Origin of the sequence: Pseudidiomarina andamanensis, assembly GCF_009734345.1 — a bacterium.
Lineage (GTDB): Bacteria > Pseudomonadota > Gammaproteobacteria > Enterobacterales > Alteromonadaceae > Pseudidiomarina > Pseudidiomarina andamanensis.
The window spans coordinates 350,339-364,688 of record NZ_CP032551.1; the positions used below are offsets into that span (position 1 = coordinate 350,339).

Consider the following 14,350-nt stretch of genomic DNA (forward strand, 5'->3'; position numbering starts at 1 on the left):
AAAATGTAATTTCCTGTATCAAGTTGTATATTTAATTTTAGCCTTTCTCTTTTCTCGAATAACGAATAACGAGCAACCAATAACGAACAACGAATAACGAGTAACGCTTTCGTGTTTTATGTTACATTTGTCGCATCACTAATTTCGAACCCATTTCATGTCTAAAGTTACCTCACAATTTCAAGCTGATGGTGTGCTGGCGCGCACTCTACAAGGCTTTCGGCCTCGTGCGGCGCAAAGCGAGATGGCGGCTGCGGTCGAACGTGCCTTGGTAAAAAAATCACAACTCGTAGTAGAAGCGGAAACTGGTACCGGCAAAACCTTTGCTTATTTAGTGCCGGTGTTACTGGATGATGGTAAAGCGATTATTTCGACCGGCACCAAAGCCTTGCAAGAACAGTTGTATCACCGCGATTTACCCGCGTTACGTGATGCGTTAGCGCCAAAGAAGATGGTGGCGCTACTGAAAGGCCGCGCGAACTATTTGTGTCTGCACCGCATGAATCAGGCCGTGGCGCACAGCGGTGAAATGAGCAAAGAGCTACAAGGTCAGTTAGTTGAAGTGAGAAAATGGGCGCAGCGAACGGATGATGGTGATGTCGGTACCATCAACATTTTGCAAGAAGACGCAGCCATTCTGCCCACGGTAACCAGCACGGTAGACAATTGTTTGGGGCGTGATTGTCCCGATTATGACGATTGCTATCTGGTGAAAGCCCGTAAACGCGCCATGGATGCTGATTTAGTTGTGGTGAATCATCATTTGTTTTTTGCGGATATGGCGCTTAAAGATGTTGGTTTTGGCGAGCTGGTACCGCAGGCCGATGCCGTTATTTTTGACGAAGCCCATCAGCTACCTGATATTGCCAGCCAATATTTTGGTGAAGCGGTTTCCAGTCGTCAGTTACAAGAATTAGCCCACGAGCTCAAAGTACTGTATTTAACCGAGCTCAAAGACTTGCGCCAACTCGATAAAGCCGCCGATAAGCTACTTGGTAGCTTAAATGATTGGCGCTTGGTGTTTCCGAAAGATCCGATGCGGGGCAATTGGCGTCAGTTTTCGCAGCAGCCGGCGGTGCGACTTGCTGCCGATGTGGTGGCAGAGCATCTCACATTCTTGCGTGAGGTATGCAAGAGTGCGCTCGGGCGCAATCAAGATCTTGATAACGCTTATGAGCGTTGTGTGCAGTTCTTACATAAATGGGAACAGCTGCAGGATGTGAGCCGCACAGGTTATAGCTTCTGGTTTGAAACCACCGCTCGACAGGTCACCTTGCATCAAACGCCATTAAGTGTCGCTGAGAAGTTTGGTGGCTATCTTGAGCGTAGTGAGATGGCGTGGGTATTCACCTCAGCAACATTAGCGGTAGGTGAAGATTTTCGTCATTTTACTGAGCAGCTTGGTATTAATCACGCGAAAACCTTGTGTTTAGCGAGCCCATTTAATTTTGCTGAACAGGCTTTACTGTGTCTGCCGCGTTACTTGCCGCAACCGCATGAGCGGGGGATGCCGGCAACCCTGCTTGAGATTGTTGAGCAAGTGATTGAACACAATCAAAGTGGCGGTACATTCGTGTTATTTACCAGCCATCGTATGCTGCAAATGATTGCCAAGCAATTAGAGCATAAAACCGACCGGCCTCTTTTTGTGCAGGGCAGTACTAGTAAACGTGAGTTGTTACAGCAGTTTATCGCGGCAGGTAATGGCGTATTGCTTGGTACCGCCTCTTTTTGGGAAGGGGTAGATGTGCGTGGCGATGCTCTGCGTTGCGTGATCATTGATAAACTGCCATTTGCGAGCCCCGACGATCCGTTACTGCAGGCGCGCGTGGAAGACTGTCGTCTGCGTGGAGTTGACCCGTTTGCTCAGGTACAATTACCGCAAGCTATTATTGCGCTGAAGCAGGGCGCAGGGCGACTTATTCGCGATGCCGATGATCGAGGTGTATTGATTGTGTGTGATCAGCGCCTCGTCACCAAGCCCTATGGCGGCGTATTTTTGCAAAGCTTACCAGCCATGCGTCGCACGCGTGACTTAACGGTAGCGCTTGAGTTTTTAGATACTTTGGAGAATTCAGAGTGAATTTGAATGCAGTTTTAGCACTCGATACTTCCACTGAGCAATGTTCGGTGGCACTGAAAGTCGGAGATACCCTAGTCACTCGTGCCGCAGTGACACCACGTGAGCATTCACAGCGTATTTTGGGCTTCGTACAAGAAGTACTCGATGAGCAAAACATCACACTGGCCGACCTCGATGCGCTTGTTGTTGGTAACGGCCCAGGAAGTTTTACCGGCGTACGTATTGGCGTTTCTGTCGCACAAGGTTTGGCTTTTAGTCACACTTTGCCGGTAATTCCCGTCAGTACATTAACAGCACTTGCTCAGCAGGCGATTCGTCAACATGATGCAAAAGCGGTGATCAGCGCGATTGATGCCCGTATGCAGGAAATTTACGTTGCGCCGTTTCGCAACAATAACGGCATGGCAGAACAGTTATCGCCTGAACAAATGGCACCATTATCAGATATTACTGAATTAGCATGGTGGTCTGACGTTGCTGCGACTGATGCAGTGAAAGGCGCTGGAACTGGCTGGGAAGCCTATGGTGAGGCATTGAATCCGAACCAGCAGGTGACTGTGCTAGAAGCTGTGACATTGCCTTTAGCTGAAGACATGTTGCGTTGGGCACTCGTTAACGGCAAGGCCGTTGAAGCTGCCGATCTTGAGCCGCTGTATGTACGTAATGAAGTTGCTTGGAAAAAGTTACCGGGGCGTGAATAAAACACCAAAATACCGGAACTTACTGAGCAAAAGCTTAATCTAAGTGCTATAACTAGTACGAATCAAATTTCAGTGAGGTACCGATTATGAAACGCATCGCCGCTATTTTTTCAGCATTGCTGCTCAGTGCTTGTTCGTCGTTTCCTGACGCATTACAAGTTGCTGATGATGAGCAATTGGTTTCGTATAGCGCTGCGCTAGAACAGCCAGAAGTTGCTGTTGGCAAAACCGCACGCTGGGGTGGCGTCGTCGCTGACGTGCGTAACTCAGATTCGGGAACGGTGATTGAGGTGGTCAACTTCGACCTACAGCGTTGGGGTCGACCATTAACAAGTGACCAGAGCCAAGGCCGTTTTCGCGCCAAGATAACTGGCTTCGTTGATCCAATGGTATGGAAACAAGGTAGTTCGGTGACCTTTGTCGGCACCGTAGCTGAGCCAGAAACTGGCGCGATTGATGAGTACACCTACTTATTTCCAGTACTCAACGTTTCAAGCAAATACCTATGGCCGGTACGAAAAGAGCCTGCTCGCTTGGAAGTGAATTATGATGCGCTGTGGTATCGTCACTATTGGTATTCGCAACCGACGTATCCACGCCGCATTTATTATCCAGGTCCAGTGATGGATAAAAACCCTCAGCCGACGAAAGATAATTAATTAAACGGAAGTAGTAAAATTCAATGATTGAAGAAACATTGGTATATAAACAGGCTCGGCAGTTTGCTGAGCCTGTTTCTTTTGAGTTGCCGTGGGGCAATGTTCGCGGGCTCAGCTGGGGTAACCGGAAAGGCGAACCGCTACTTGCACTGCATGGCTGGCTTGATAATGCGCATAGTTTTCTACCGATAGCTGAGGCATTTTTACAAAGCCCACTTGCTGAAAAGTATCACCTCATTGCACTCGATTGGGCAGGGCACGGTCATAGTGATCATCGTCCGGCAGGCAATTACTACCCATTTATGGATTATGTTTATGACCTTTGGCACATTTGTGAGCAGCAACAGTGGCAAAAAGTAAGCATTGTCGCCCATTCAATGGGGGCTTATGTCGCCAATATGTTTGCGGGTATTGCGCCAGAGAAAGTATCTTTGCTCTTGGCGATTGAAGCCTTTGGACTGCTCGCTTCGAAAGCAAGCGATACCACCACCGACTTACGCCAAGGGTTTGAAAGCCGTTGGCAGCAGCAATTCAAGCACCGCCCACACTATCGCGATTTACAAACCGCAGTAATGGCACGCAAACATGCCGGTGATTTTAGCCGAGAACTTGCGGCGCTCTTGGTCGAGCGCGGTATCGAGAAGCTTGGTGACAATGACTTCCGGTTTCGCGCCGATGGCCAACTACGTCTAAAATCTCCTGTACGGCTAACCGCCGAACAAATTGCTGACGTGCTGAAACATATTCAATGTCCGTTTCAAGTGATTCTTGGAAGCACCGGTCATCAACGTTTGAAACAAGCGCTTGAGCAGTGGCAAGCGTTTGTGCCACATCTTGAAGTGGCAGAAGTTGAAGGTGGGCATCACGTGCATATGGAGCAACCAGCTGCGATTATCGGTGCATTATCACAGATGGTTCGTGCACACAACGGCTAGGCAACACTGGTCGGATATGCGATGATTGCGCGTTATTAACATATAAAAATGACATAAATTGTTCAGGAGCATGAAGCGCGTGGATAAAATTTGGCTTAAACGTTATCCAGCTGGCGTACCGGAGACTATTGATCCGGACCATTTTAATTCGCTGGTCGACATTTTCGAGCAAAGTATCCAAAACTACGGTGACAAAGTTGCCTATGTAAATATGGATACCGAACTAACTTTCAACGAACTTGACGTACTTTCGCGTCATTTCGCTGCATATTTGCAACAACAAGGCCTTAAGAAAGGCGATGCATTGGCAATTATGATGCCAAACTTGTTGCAGTATCCCATTGCGCTATTTGGTGCCTTACGTGCGGGTCTCGTGGTCGTTAACGTGAATCCGCTGTATACCCCCCGTGAATTAAAGCATCAGCTGTCAGATGCCAACGCGAAAGCGATTGTGATTCTGGATAACTTTGCCAACACCCTTGAAAAAGTTGAAGCGGACGTTCCGGTTGAGAAAGTTATCTTAACCGCTATTGGCGATATGCTCCCGGCACCCAAACGTTGGCTTGTGAATGCGGTCGTTAAATATGTGAAGAAAATGGTTCCGAGTTATACGCTCAAAAACACCGTTAACTTCCGCACTGCGCTGAATCAAGGTGAGAAGGCGAAATATGAGCGCCCGCAGATGTCTGGCAACGATCTCGCCTTTTTACAGTACACCGGTGGTACCACTGGTTTAGCCAAAGGCGCGATGCTGTCGCACCGCAATATGGTTGCGAACTTAGAGATGGTTTCAGCCATTGTTGCGCCATTGGTGAACGACGGTGAAGAGACCATTGTGACAGCACTTCCGCTGTATCATATCTTCGCTTTAACGGCGAACTGCTTAACCTTCATGAAGCACGGTGGTCGTAATATCTTGATCACCAACCCGCGAGATATGAAAGGCTTCGTCAAGGAACTCCAGAAATATCCGTTCTCAATGATTTCGGGCGTGAATACGTTGTTTAACGGGTTACTTCATGCCGAAGGCTTTAAAGACTTAGATTTTTCGCATCTGAAAATTGCCCTAGGCGGCGGTATGGCAGTGCAACGATCAGTTGCTGAGCATTGGGAACGCGTAACCAAATCGCGCTTGTTGGAAGGTTACGGCTTAACGGAATGTTCTCCGGTTGTGACGGTGAACCCAACCGATATCGAACATTACAACGGCACCATTGGTATTCCGCTGCCATCAACCGATGTGCGCATTGTTGACACTGAAACGGGTAAAGAAGTGGTGCAGGGCGAACCCGGTGAAATTCAGGTACGTGGCCCACAAGTCATGGTTGGTTATTTAAATCGTCCAGAAGAAACCGAAAAAGTCATGAAGGACGGCGACTGGTTCGCGACCGGCGACATTGGTGTAATGGACGAAAATGGCTTCTTCAAAATTGTCGATCGTAAGAAAGACATGATTTTGGTCTCAGGCTTTAATGTGTACCCGAACGAAATTGAAGATGTGATTGCCGACCATCCAAAAGTTCTAGAAGTTGCGGCCATTGGCGTACCTCATGAAGCCTCTGGTGAGCAAGTTAAAATATTTGTGGTACGCAAAGACAACAGCTTAAGCGAAAAAGAGCTGATTACCTATGCGCGCGAAAATATGACCGGCTACAAAGTTCCGAAGTTGGTTGAATTCCGTGATGAGTTACCGAAAAGTAACGTCGGTAAAATACTGCGTCGCGAACTTCGCGACGAAGAAGAGGCAAAGTCGAACTAACACATGCTGCCATTTCAGCTTATTACCACCCATGCTGACTTGCTCGCTTTCTGCGAGCAAGCTCGGCAAGCGCCTTATCTCGCTCTTGATACTGAATTTGTTCGCACGCGCACTTATTATGCCCGTTTGGGTTTACTACAGGTACGCGCGGCTGATCAGTTAGTGTTGATTGATCCCACCTCAGGCGTTGACCTAGAGCCGTTTTGGCAATTGCTCAAAGATCCCAACGTGCATGTTGTGATACATGCTGGCGGCGAAGATTACGAAATCTTGGCGCAAAACATGGGGCAAATTCCGACCCATATCTTCGATACTCAGATTGCAGCAGCTTTTGCGGGGCATGGCGAAGCGATGGGGTATGCGGCGATGGTCAAGCATTACGACGATGTTGAACTCGATAAGTCGCAATCGCGAACCGATTGGTTACAGCGACCATTGTCGGCCGAGCAACTCGATTATGCTGCTGCCGATGTGTTCTATTTACATGATATTTATCCACGCTTACGCGCTGAGCTCAGTGACGAGAAAATTGCATTAGTGGAAGCCGAGAGCGCAGAGCAGGTAATTCGTCGAGCGCAGCAAGTGCCGCCGCAGTGGTTGTATTTGTTTTTTGGTAATGCCTGGCAATGCAATCAACAGCAACTGGCCGTGTTGCGTGAGTTAATGATGTGGCGTTTAGAGCGCGCGAAGAAGTCAGACATTCCGCTCGGCTTCGTGGCGAAAGACCACACCTTACTTGAGCTGGCGCGTCGCATGCCAGAGAATCTGGGGCACTTGCGTGGTATTACCGACTTATCGCCGGTTACAATTCGTTATGCGGGCGAGTCATTACTCGCCGCCGTTCGAAAAGGGCAGGCAGTAGAGAGTTTTCCAGCACTACTTGAACGTCTGACGGATATGCGTGGTTACAAGCCAGTATTCAATGCCATTAAGCAAGCAGTAGCGGCCTTAGCAAAAGAGCTAGGCGTCGAGCCGGGCTTAATTGCATCGCGCCGCCAAATCAATGATGTGATTCATTGGGAATGGCAAATACCTGCCGCTGCCAAGTCAGACCTGTCACTCCCTGACTTGTACCGAAGCTGGCGAGGGGCTAAGCTGAAAGCATCTTTGGAAGCGATATTACAGCGAGATCGTTAATCATGTTGTGTGCGATTTATCGCAGCCCACGTCGGGCTGATACCTATCTTTACATGCCGCACCCTGCGGACTTTACAAAAATCCCTGAACCTTTGCAGAAAAGCTTTGGTCAACCTATACACGTGATGACCATTGCGCTAAAAGCCGAGCGCAAATTGGCACGATTGAGCGTTGAGGAGTTAACCAAGCACCTCAATGAAGCGGGATTTTATTTGCAGATGCCACCGAAAGAAGAAAATTTATTGGCGACGCATAAGCAACAACAAAAGGAGTCTGCGTCATGATTCAAGTAGTCCGTAACTTAACTTTAGCCGTCATTTTTATGGCAGTGCCTTGGCTGGCGGTGGCAGAAGAAAATGCCGAGAAGGGCGAAGAGGGCTTTACCGCCTATGTTGAGCAGATTAAACAAGAAGCGCTTGCAGATGGTTACAAAGCTGAGACGTTAGAGACGGCTTTTGCCGGCGTTCAGTTTTACCAACGCTCAGTGAAAGCGGATCGCAATCAACCAGAATTCAAACTGACTCTGGATACCTATTTACCGCGCGCAGTGCCTGAGTGGAAGGCAAAGAAAGCGGTAGAAATGTACGAGCAGCATCGGGAACTTCTCGAGAAAATTGGCTCAGAGTACGGCGTTCAACCGCGCTTTATTGTGGCGTTATGGGGAATTGAGACAAACTTTGGTTCATTTACTGGTGGTATGGATGTTATTTCAGCTTTAACCACCATGGCCTATGAGGGGCGTCGTGAAGCGTTCTTCAAAAAAGAGCTATGGCATGCCCTGACCATTGTTGAAGAAGGCCACATTCCAATTGAGCAAATGAAAGGCTCTTGGGCTGGTGCGATGGGCCAGGCACAGTTTATGCCGAGTTCATTTATGTCGTACGCGGTGGATTATGATGGCGACGGTCGTAAAGACATTTGGGGTTCGCAAGGTGATGTGTTTGCCTCGGCCGCAAATTACTTGAAATCGGTTGGCTGGCGTGACGATGTGACGTGGGGCCGTCAGGTGCAACTGCCTGAAGAATTTGATACTGAGTTAGCGTCATTGAATGTGAAAAAGCCATTATCTGAATGGCAAGAACTTGGCGTACGTCGCTATGATGGTGGTGATTTGCCGCAGCGCGACGACATTGAAGCATCGGTTGTGATACCAGACGACAAACAAGGTCGTGTGTTTTTAGCGTACAACAACTATGACGCTTTAATGCGTTGGAACCGCTCACATTATTTTGTGGCCGCGGTAGGGTATTTGTCTGATCGTATTCGTTTCCCGAGGTAAGCACGTATGGGATTACAACCGCCAAGCAAAATTGTCTGTGTGGGCCGCAACTATGTGGATCATGCCGCTGAATTAAATAACCCCGTGCCGACTCGGCCGTTGTTATTTATGAAGCCGCCGTCGTCCATTACACGCCTGCCAGAGGTGCGTATTCCAACGGATCAAGGCGAATGCCAGCACGAGATTGAATTGGCAGTTTATATCGGTATTCCACTGCGCAAAGCGACGCCTGAGCAAGCCATAAAAGCCATTGCGGGATACGGTGTCGCGCTCGATTTAACGCTGCGTCAGGTGCAAAGCGAATTAAAAGCACAAGGCCAACCGTGGGAGCGAGCGAAGGCATTCGATGGCTCCTGTGTACTCGGGCCGATGGTTGGGCGCGTTGAGTTTAATTCGGATGCTGATTTTGACATTGCGTTGTCAGTGAATGGCGAACGTCGGCAGCACGGCAAATCAAGCGAGATGATTTTTACTATTGCCGACTTGCTCGCGGATATTTCACAGCAATTCACGCTAGTACCGGGTGATGTGGTATTGACTGGCACGCCTGCGGGTGTTGCCGCATTAAGCTTAGGCGATGAACTTGAACTAACTCTCAAAAACGACACACAACAGTGGCAATGGGCCGGTGTTGTGCGTGCCGCCGAGTAAGCCGTGAGCGGTCATTTTTGGGAAGCCAAAGCATTACACGAATTAACCCACGAGGAGTGGGAGAGTCTTTGTGATGGCTGTGGCAAGTGTTGCTTGCACAAACTCATTGACGAAGCTGACAACGAAGAAGTGATTCATTACACCGACGTTAGCTGTCGATTACTCGATACCAAAACGGCGCAGTGCAGTGATTACGCCAACCGCAAACAACATGTGCCGGACTGCGTCGTCATTACCCCTGAAAACGTTCATGATTTGGATTACATGCCGACCAGTTGTGCGTATCGGCGTTTAGCTGAGGGACGTGGGTTGGCGTCATGGCATCCGCTTTACCATGCCGGCTCCCGGGCACCAATGATTGCCACTGGCATGAGCGCAGCAGGCTTAATCGACAATGAAGACGCAGTAGAAGAAGACCTTGAACTTCGTATTGTGACTTGGCCGCTACGCGATACCAATTAAACCGTTTTGAATTTCACCAAGCGCGCTAGCAGAACAGCAACACCGATTATGGTGTAGGTTGCAAAGATAACCTGCATCCAACCTGGCATGCTTAAGCCGATAAACTGCCAGTCAATTTCCCCACATTGCCCAGGGGCAGCAAAGAAATTCGGAAACCATTCATGCAGCGGCATCCAGCTAGGAAAGTTTGGGAAGGTGTCGCAAACAATAAACCATGAGTTTTCTGAGTTTTGAATTTCGAGATGCTCGCGCGCAATCAGCCAGCCCCAAATAGAAGCCACTAACCAACCCGCAAAACCCAGCACTCGCGTGATCAGTAATTGCGGTGCGAATAGCGGAATTAATGCGGCTAAACCAATGGCTAGCACGGCGGTGCGTTGATAAATACATTTTACACAGGGCTCTAAGCCAAGTTGATATTGAAAAAATAAAGCCGCAGCTAACAATGCAAAGCATGACGCTGAAAGAATTGCCCAGGCCTTTCGTTGTGCCGGGAGTTTGGCTAAAAAAGTTACCATAAAATCACCGCCTTATAATTATTTGCCAAGAACGATACCTGAGCCTAAATTGATTGTCGATAAGATTGGGTTAAGAAGCTTTACAAAACTTGTCCGACCATTGAAAAGACTGGTAGAATCAAGCAACTGATTATAACAAATAGTAACCCTACATTAGGTAACGTTATTCAAAATACAGGCCACTTCATGATTATTAAGGCACAAAGTCCAGCAGGTTTTGCCGAGGAATATATCGTAAAATCAATCTGGAACGGGCATTTTGCACCCGGCACTATCTTACCAGCAGAGCGTGAGTTGTCCGAGCTGATTGGTGTTACCCGTACGACCTTGCGCGAAGTGTTGCAGCGTCTTGCCCGAGATGGTTGGTTAACTATTCAGCACGGCAAGCCAACGCGCGTCAACAATTTCTGGGAAACCTCAGGTCTGAATATCCTCGAAACGTTAGCGCGCCTTGATGAAGATGGCATGCCAGAATTGGTCGATCAGTTATTGTCTGCTCGCACCAATATTAGTGCTATCTATATTCGTCAAGCGGTTCGCAATGCACCAGAGAAGGTTGTCGAGTTATTGAAAGAAGCCGAGTCACTCGAAGACTCAGCTGAAGCCTTTAGCCAGTACGATTACCGTTTGAATCACGATTTAGCGCTGGCATCGGGCAATCCAATCTACGTATTGGTATTGAACGGTTTCAAAGGATTGTATTCGCGCATCGGTAACTTCTATTTCTCTAACGCGGATGCTCGTAAATTGGCACGTAAATACTACGCAGACCTCAGTGAAATGGCCGCCGATTCGCGTCGTGATGATGCGGTATTACTGGTTCGTGAGTATGGTTACCAGTCTGGCCGTATTTGGCACGGCATGCGTGGTGATATTCCTGCTAACCTAGTTGAGTAAAGTTGAATAAAGTCGATTAAAGAAGTTGTCGAGTAACAGGCGTTACTCGACAAGCCTTCATTCCGATTTATTCGACGCCTTGTTGAGCACGCCACTTCCACTCGTTTTCCAACGTGGCTTTTGGTAATAACATTTGAAAATCCAAATCAGCCAAGGTGTCACCTGCTTTAAAACGCTCCGGGAAGTCTGGGTTCGCTAACGCTTTTTTACCTAACGCCAGCAGTGCATTTGGGAATTGCGCGGCGTAGTCTGCGTAGTTGGTCTCATCAATACCGCCATTGATAATCAAACCAACGTTCGTTTCAGCCGCAACCACCTCGGCCAGTGTCTTCTTACTGTTATCAGCAAAGGGCTTGCGGTCAACTGTGGTGTCCGTGGTATGAATAAAATCAACGCCGGCATCGGTTAACACACGCACTAACTTCACCGCAGCAGCTTCGCCTTCAGGCCATTGATAGTCATTGTCAGTGACCGTGATTTGCCCAATTCGGATGCCGACGACAAAGTTGTCACTGACGGCGTTTCGAACAGCACGAACCACGCGTTCAACAAACGCGATTCGCTTGTCGAGCGAACCACCGAATTCATCGTCACGTTGATTAAAGTGCGTGCTCAAAAATTCATTCAATAAGTAACCATTCGCAGCATGTAATTCAACACCATCAAACCCAATTTCTTCGGCTCTTTTCGCTGAAGCGACAAAGCTATTTAAGGCATGCTCAAGATCGCTGAGAGATGCTTCTTTTGGGGTCAACCAACCCGGCACATCGCCGTATAAACTTAACGGCTCACCTTTCGGTTGTACGGCACTTGGTGCGATTGGTTGATCAACGAAATTGCTGTGCTGCATTTGTGCACCGGCATGCATGAGCTGCATGATGGCTTTGCTACCGGCGGCATGAATACGCTCGACAATGCTTCGCCAGGCGTCAGCCTGTGCCGCATTAATGATACCAGGTTGGTTCACGTAGCCTTGTGAGGCGCGATCATCGGTGTAAACACCTTCGGTGATGATCAATCCGAAACCACCTTTGGCGAAACGCTCGTAGTAATCGCCCATCAATTCAGTTGGAACACCGTGCTCATCAGCACTGGTACGCGTCATTGGTGCGACTGTAAAACGATTAGATACATCAATAAACATAAGCCCTCACTTTGATAAAAGTATAACTATGCAGTGGGGGTGATTACGTCATTTTCAAGTGATTTGATCAGCAGGGAGGCAATAAAAAACGGCCAAACCGCACGCGATTTGGCCGTTTTTGAAGATTCAGACTTACGCGAAGTTTTTCGCGACGAAGTCCCAGTTTACCAAGTTCCAGAACGCGTTTAAGTAGTTTGGACGCGCGTTACGGTAATCGATGTAGTAAGCGTGTTCCCAAACGTCAACGGTCATGATTGGCGTGACTGAAGAATCAGTTAGCGGGGTTTCAGCGTTGCTGGTGTTCACGATTGCAACTGAACCGTCAGCTTTTTTCACCAACCAAGTCCAGCCAGAACCGAAGTTGCCAGCTGCTTGCGCACTGAACTCTTCTTTGAACTTGTCGAATGAACCGAATGCCGCGTTAATTGCGTCAGCAACCGCACCAGTAGGCGCACCGCCGCCATTTGGGCTTAAGCAATGCCAGTAGAACGTGTGGTTCCAAACTTGAGCTGCGTTGTTAAATACGCCGCCTTTAGAAGTTTTGATAATATCTTCGAGTGACTTGCCTTCCATATCGGTGCCTTTTACCGCGTCGTTCAGCTTGGTCACGTAAGTTTGGTGATGTTTACCATAGTGATACTCAATGGTCTCTGCTGAAATATGTGGCTCAAGTGCATTTTTCTCGTAAGGCAATGCTGGTAATTCAAATGCCATGTCGACTCTCCGTTGTTGTTGAGAAATGAGTGTATTGTACGTTTAATTGTTTGTTTCGAATTCTGGCTATTTTACCATTGAATTCAAAACTTGCCGTCACTATATAGTGAAATTGTGGCACAAAAGTTTATTTCAAGGGTTAACTTTACCCTAAAGTATAACTTCTTTATGACGGTTTCGCGTACTGAATGTGTTTTATGAACATGGTATAATGCGCGCCGTTAGAAACGCTCATTACCTGAGGTAGTCATGGAAACTGTTGAAAAAATTAAGCAACAGATCGCAGAAAATCCGATTCTGTTGTACATGAAAGGTTCACCGAAGTTGCCAAGCTGTGGCTTCTCATCGCAAGCTTCACAAGCTCTCATGAGCTGTGGCCAAGCCTTCGCGTATGTGGATATACTGCAAAATCCAGATATCCGTGCTGAATTGCCGAAATTTGCTGATTGGCCAACGTTCCCACAATTGTGGGTTGAAGGCGAATTAGTTGGTGGTTGTGACATTATTTTGGAAATGTTCCAAAAAGGCGAATTACAAGAATTAATTAACGAAGTTGCTGCGCGTCATCCGGCGCCAGAAGCTGAATAAACTTAAACAACTAAATGGAGATTAACCATGGGTGTATTAGTAGGTCGTAAGGCTCCTAACTTCACTGCAGCTGCCGTACTTGGTACTGGCGAAATTGTTGAAAACTTTAACTTGCACGAGCAAATTAAAGGCAAGAAAGCTGTTGTTTTCTTCTATCCATTAGACTTCACGTTCGTTTGTCCTTCTGAATTGATCGCATTTGATCACCGTTTAGAAGAGTTCAAGAAGCGTGGCGTTGAAGTAATCGGTGTTTCTATCGATTCACAATTCACGCATAACGCATGGCGAAACACTGCTGAAGCAGACGGTGGTATCGGTCAAGTGAAATATCCATTGGTTGCTGACGTGAAACACTCAATCTGCCGTGCTTATGACGTTGAGCATCCAGAAGCTGGCGTTGCTTTCCGTGCATCGTTCTTGATTGACGAAGACGGTTTAGTTCGTCACCAAATCGTGAACGACTTACCATTAGGTCGTAACATTGACGAAATGATTCGTTTGGTTGACGCGTTGAACTTCCACCAGAAGCACGGCGATGTATGTCCGGCTGGTTGGAAAGAAGGTGATGAAGGTATGAAGGCTGATCCTAAGGGTGTTGCTGATTACCTGTCTAAGAACGCTAGCAAGCTGTAAAGACGAAAAGAGTTATTGGCTAATCGTTATTCGTTATTCGGAAAACGAAACAATAAAGAACAAGAGGTCGCCTTCGGGCGGCCTTTTTTATTTCTAAAAAATGTCATTGAAAATTAATAAAGAAATGATTTAATGCGCTCGTTTACTGCAAAGGTTTGGTTAATTAATGATCAGCTGTTCAATTATTGAT

General features: G+C 47.7%; 16 protein-coding genes. 13 read left to right on the forward strand and 3 right to left on the reverse strand.

Annotated elements, in window-relative coordinates; genetic code table 11:
* Positions 1 to 157 precede the first annotated feature (157 nt).
* From D3795_RS01600 to D3795_RS01645, 10 genes are all read left to right on the forward strand, one after another.
* Complete coding sequence (locus tag D3795_RS01600; protein ID WP_156265858.1) at positions 158 to 2,083, forward strand: ATP-dependent DNA helicase; 1,926 nt, start codon at positions 158 to 160, stop codon at positions 2,081 to 2,083.
* The gene (gene tsaB / locus D3795_RS01605; protein ID WP_310942370.1) at positions 2,080 to 2,784 is read left to right on the forward strand and encodes a tRNA (adenosine(37)-N6)-threonylcarbamoyltransferase complex dimerization subunit type 1 TsaB; all 705 of its coding nucleotides are present in this window, start codon (positions 2,080 to 2,082) and stop codon (positions 2,782 to 2,784) included. The genes D3795_RS01600 and tsaB overlap by 4 nt, the downstream gene beginning before the upstream one ends.
* An 86-nt stretch (positions 2,785 to 2,870) precedes the next feature.
* Complete coding sequence (locus tag D3795_RS01610; RefSeq protein ID WP_156265859.1) at positions 2,871 to 3,443, forward strand: Slp family lipoprotein; 573 nt, start codon at positions 2,871 to 2,873, stop codon at positions 3,441 to 3,443.
* Between the two features lie 23 nt (positions 3,444 to 3,466).
* Complete coding sequence (locus D3795_RS01615) at positions 3,467 to 4,378, forward strand: alpha/beta fold hydrolase (RefSeq protein ID WP_156265860.1); 912 nt, start codon at positions 3,467 to 3,469, stop codon at positions 4,376 to 4,378.
* A 79-nt stretch (positions 4,379 to 4,457) separates the two neighbouring features.
* Complete coding sequence (fadD, locus tag D3795_RS01620) at positions 4,458 to 6,137, forward strand: long-chain-fatty-acid--CoA ligase FadD (protein ID WP_156265861.1); 1,680 nt, start codon at positions 4,458 to 4,460, stop codon at positions 6,135 to 6,137.
* Between the two features lie 3 nt (positions 6,138 to 6,140).
* The gene (gene rnd / locus D3795_RS01625) at positions 6,141 to 7,274 is read left to right on the forward strand and encodes a ribonuclease D (protein ID WP_156265862.1); all 1,134 of its coding nucleotides are present in this window, start codon (positions 6,141 to 6,143) and stop codon (positions 7,272 to 7,274) included.
* A gap of 2 nt (positions 7,275 to 7,276) precedes the next feature.
* The gene (locus D3795_RS01630) at positions 7,277 to 7,558 is read left to right on the forward strand and encodes a YcgL domain-containing protein (protein WP_156265863.1); all 282 of its coding nucleotides are present in this window, start codon (positions 7,277 to 7,279) and stop codon (positions 7,556 to 7,558) included.
* A 38-nt stretch (positions 7,559 to 7,596) separates the two neighbouring features.
* On the forward strand, positions 7,597 to 8,553 hold the full coding sequence (locus D3795_RS01635) for a lytic murein transglycosylase (protein ID WP_310942405.1): 957 nt from the start codon (positions 7,597 to 7,599) through the stop codon (positions 8,551 to 8,553).
* 6 nt (positions 8,554 to 8,559) lie between these two features.
* Positions 8,560 to 9,204 carry a fumarylacetoacetate hydrolase family protein gene (locus tag D3795_RS01640; protein WP_156265865.1) on the forward strand — a complete coding sequence of 215 codons (645 nt, stop codon included), beginning with the start codon at positions 8,560 to 8,562 and terminating at the stop codon, positions 9,202 to 9,204.
* Between the two features lie 3 nt (positions 9,205 to 9,207).
* Positions 9,208 to 9,666: a YcgN family cysteine cluster protein gene (locus D3795_RS01645; protein ID WP_156265866.1), complete on the forward strand. Its 459-nt coding sequence runs from the start codon at positions 9,208 to 9,210 to the stop codon at positions 9,664 to 9,666.
* Here the strand turns inward: D3795_RS01645 and dsbB are convergent.
* Positions 9,663 to 10,184 (reverse strand): disulfide bond formation protein DsbB, encoded by a 522-nt coding sequence (gene dsbB, locus D3795_RS01650; protein WP_156265867.1) that lies wholly within the window; start codon positions 10,182 to 10,184, stop codon positions 9,663 to 9,665. The genes D3795_RS01645 and dsbB overlap by 4 nt on opposite strands.
* Before the next feature lie 186 nt (positions 10,185 to 10,370).
* On the opposite strand from dsbB, the gene fadR reads away from it, so the two are divergent.
* Positions 10,371 to 11,081, forward strand: coding sequence for a fatty acid metabolism transcriptional regulator FadR (gene fadR / locus D3795_RS01655; protein ID WP_156265868.1), 711 nt, complete (start codon positions 10,371 to 10,373; stop codon positions 11,079 to 11,081).
* 67 nt (positions 11,082 to 11,148) lie between these two features.
* Here fadR and D3795_RS01660 read toward each other — a convergent pair whose 3' ends face one another.
* Both D3795_RS01660 and sodB read right to left on the reverse strand, forming a co-directional pair.
* The gene (locus D3795_RS01660) at positions 11,149 to 12,225 is read right to left on the reverse strand and encodes an NADH:flavin oxidoreductase (RefSeq protein ID WP_156265869.1); all 1,077 of its coding nucleotides are present in this window, start codon (positions 12,223 to 12,225) and stop codon (positions 11,149 to 11,151) included.
* A gap of 132 nt (positions 12,226 to 12,357) precedes the next feature.
* Positions 12,358 to 12,939, reverse strand: coding sequence for a superoxide dismutase [Fe] (gene sodB / locus D3795_RS01665; protein ID WP_156265870.1), 582 nt, complete (start codon positions 12,937 to 12,939; stop codon positions 12,358 to 12,360).
* A gap of 249 nt (positions 12,940 to 13,188) precedes the next feature.
* On the opposite strand from sodB, the gene D3795_RS01670 reads away from it, so the two are divergent.
* Together D3795_RS01670 and D3795_RS01675 are read left to right on the forward strand one after the other, a co-directional pair.
* Entirely contained in the window at positions 13,189 to 13,527 is a 339-nt protein-coding gene (locus tag D3795_RS01670; RefSeq protein WP_126759050.1) for a Grx4 family monothiol glutaredoxin, read from the forward strand.
* A gap of 27 nt (positions 13,528 to 13,554) precedes the next feature.
* Entirely contained in the window at positions 13,555 to 14,160 is a 606-nt protein-coding gene (locus D3795_RS01675; protein ID WP_130202796.1) for a peroxiredoxin, read from the forward strand.
* Positions 14,161 to 14,350: the final 190 nt, after the last annotated feature.

Coding starts and splice junctions, on each gene's coding strand:
- D3795_RS01660 (WP_156265869.1), bottom strand. CDS start 12,225: ATGTTTATTGATGTATCTAATCGTTTTACAGTCGCACCAATGACGCGT.
- rnd (WP_156265862.1), top strand. CDS start 6,141: ATGCTGCCATTTCAGCTTATTACCACCCATGCTGACTTGCTCGCTTTC.
- D3795_RS01640 (WP_156265865.1), top strand. CDS start 8,560: ATGGGATTACAACCGCCAAGCAAAATTGTCTGTGTGGGCCGCAACTAT.
- D3795_RS01675 (WP_130202796.1), top strand. CDS start 13,555: ATGGGTGTATTAGTAGGTCGTAAGGCTCCTAACTTCACTGCAGCTGCC.
- D3795_RS01630 (WP_156265863.1), top strand. CDS start 7,277: ATGTTGTGTGCGATTTATCGCAGCCCACGTCGGGCTGATACCTATCTT.
- sodB (WP_156265870.1), bottom strand. CDS start 12,939: ATGGCATTTGAATTACCAGCATTGCCTTACGAGAAAAATGCACTTGAG.
- D3795_RS01635 (WP_310942405.1), top strand. CDS start 7,597: ATGGCAGTGCCTTGGCTGGCGGTGGCAGAAGAAAATGCCGAGAAGGGC.
- fadR (WP_156265868.1), top strand. CDS start 10,371: ATGATTATTAAGGCACAAAGTCCAGCAGGTTTTGCCGAGGAATATATC.
- D3795_RS01615 (WP_156265860.1), top strand. CDS start 3,467: ATGATTGAAGAAACATTGGTATATAAACAGGCTCGGCAGTTTGCTGAG.
- D3795_RS01610 (WP_156265859.1), top strand. CDS start 2,871: ATGAAACGCATCGCCGCTATTTTTTCAGCATTGCTGCTCAGTGCTTGT.
- D3795_RS01670 (WP_126759050.1), top strand. CDS start 13,189: ATGGAAACTGTTGAAAAAATTAAGCAACAGATCGCAGAAAATCCGATT.
- D3795_RS01600 (WP_156265858.1), top strand. CDS start 158: ATGTCTAAAGTTACCTCACAATTTCAAGCTGATGGTGTGCTGGCGCGC.
- dsbB (WP_156265867.1), bottom strand. CDS start 10,184: ATGGTAACTTTTTTAGCCAAACTCCCGGCACAACGAAAGGCCTGGGCA.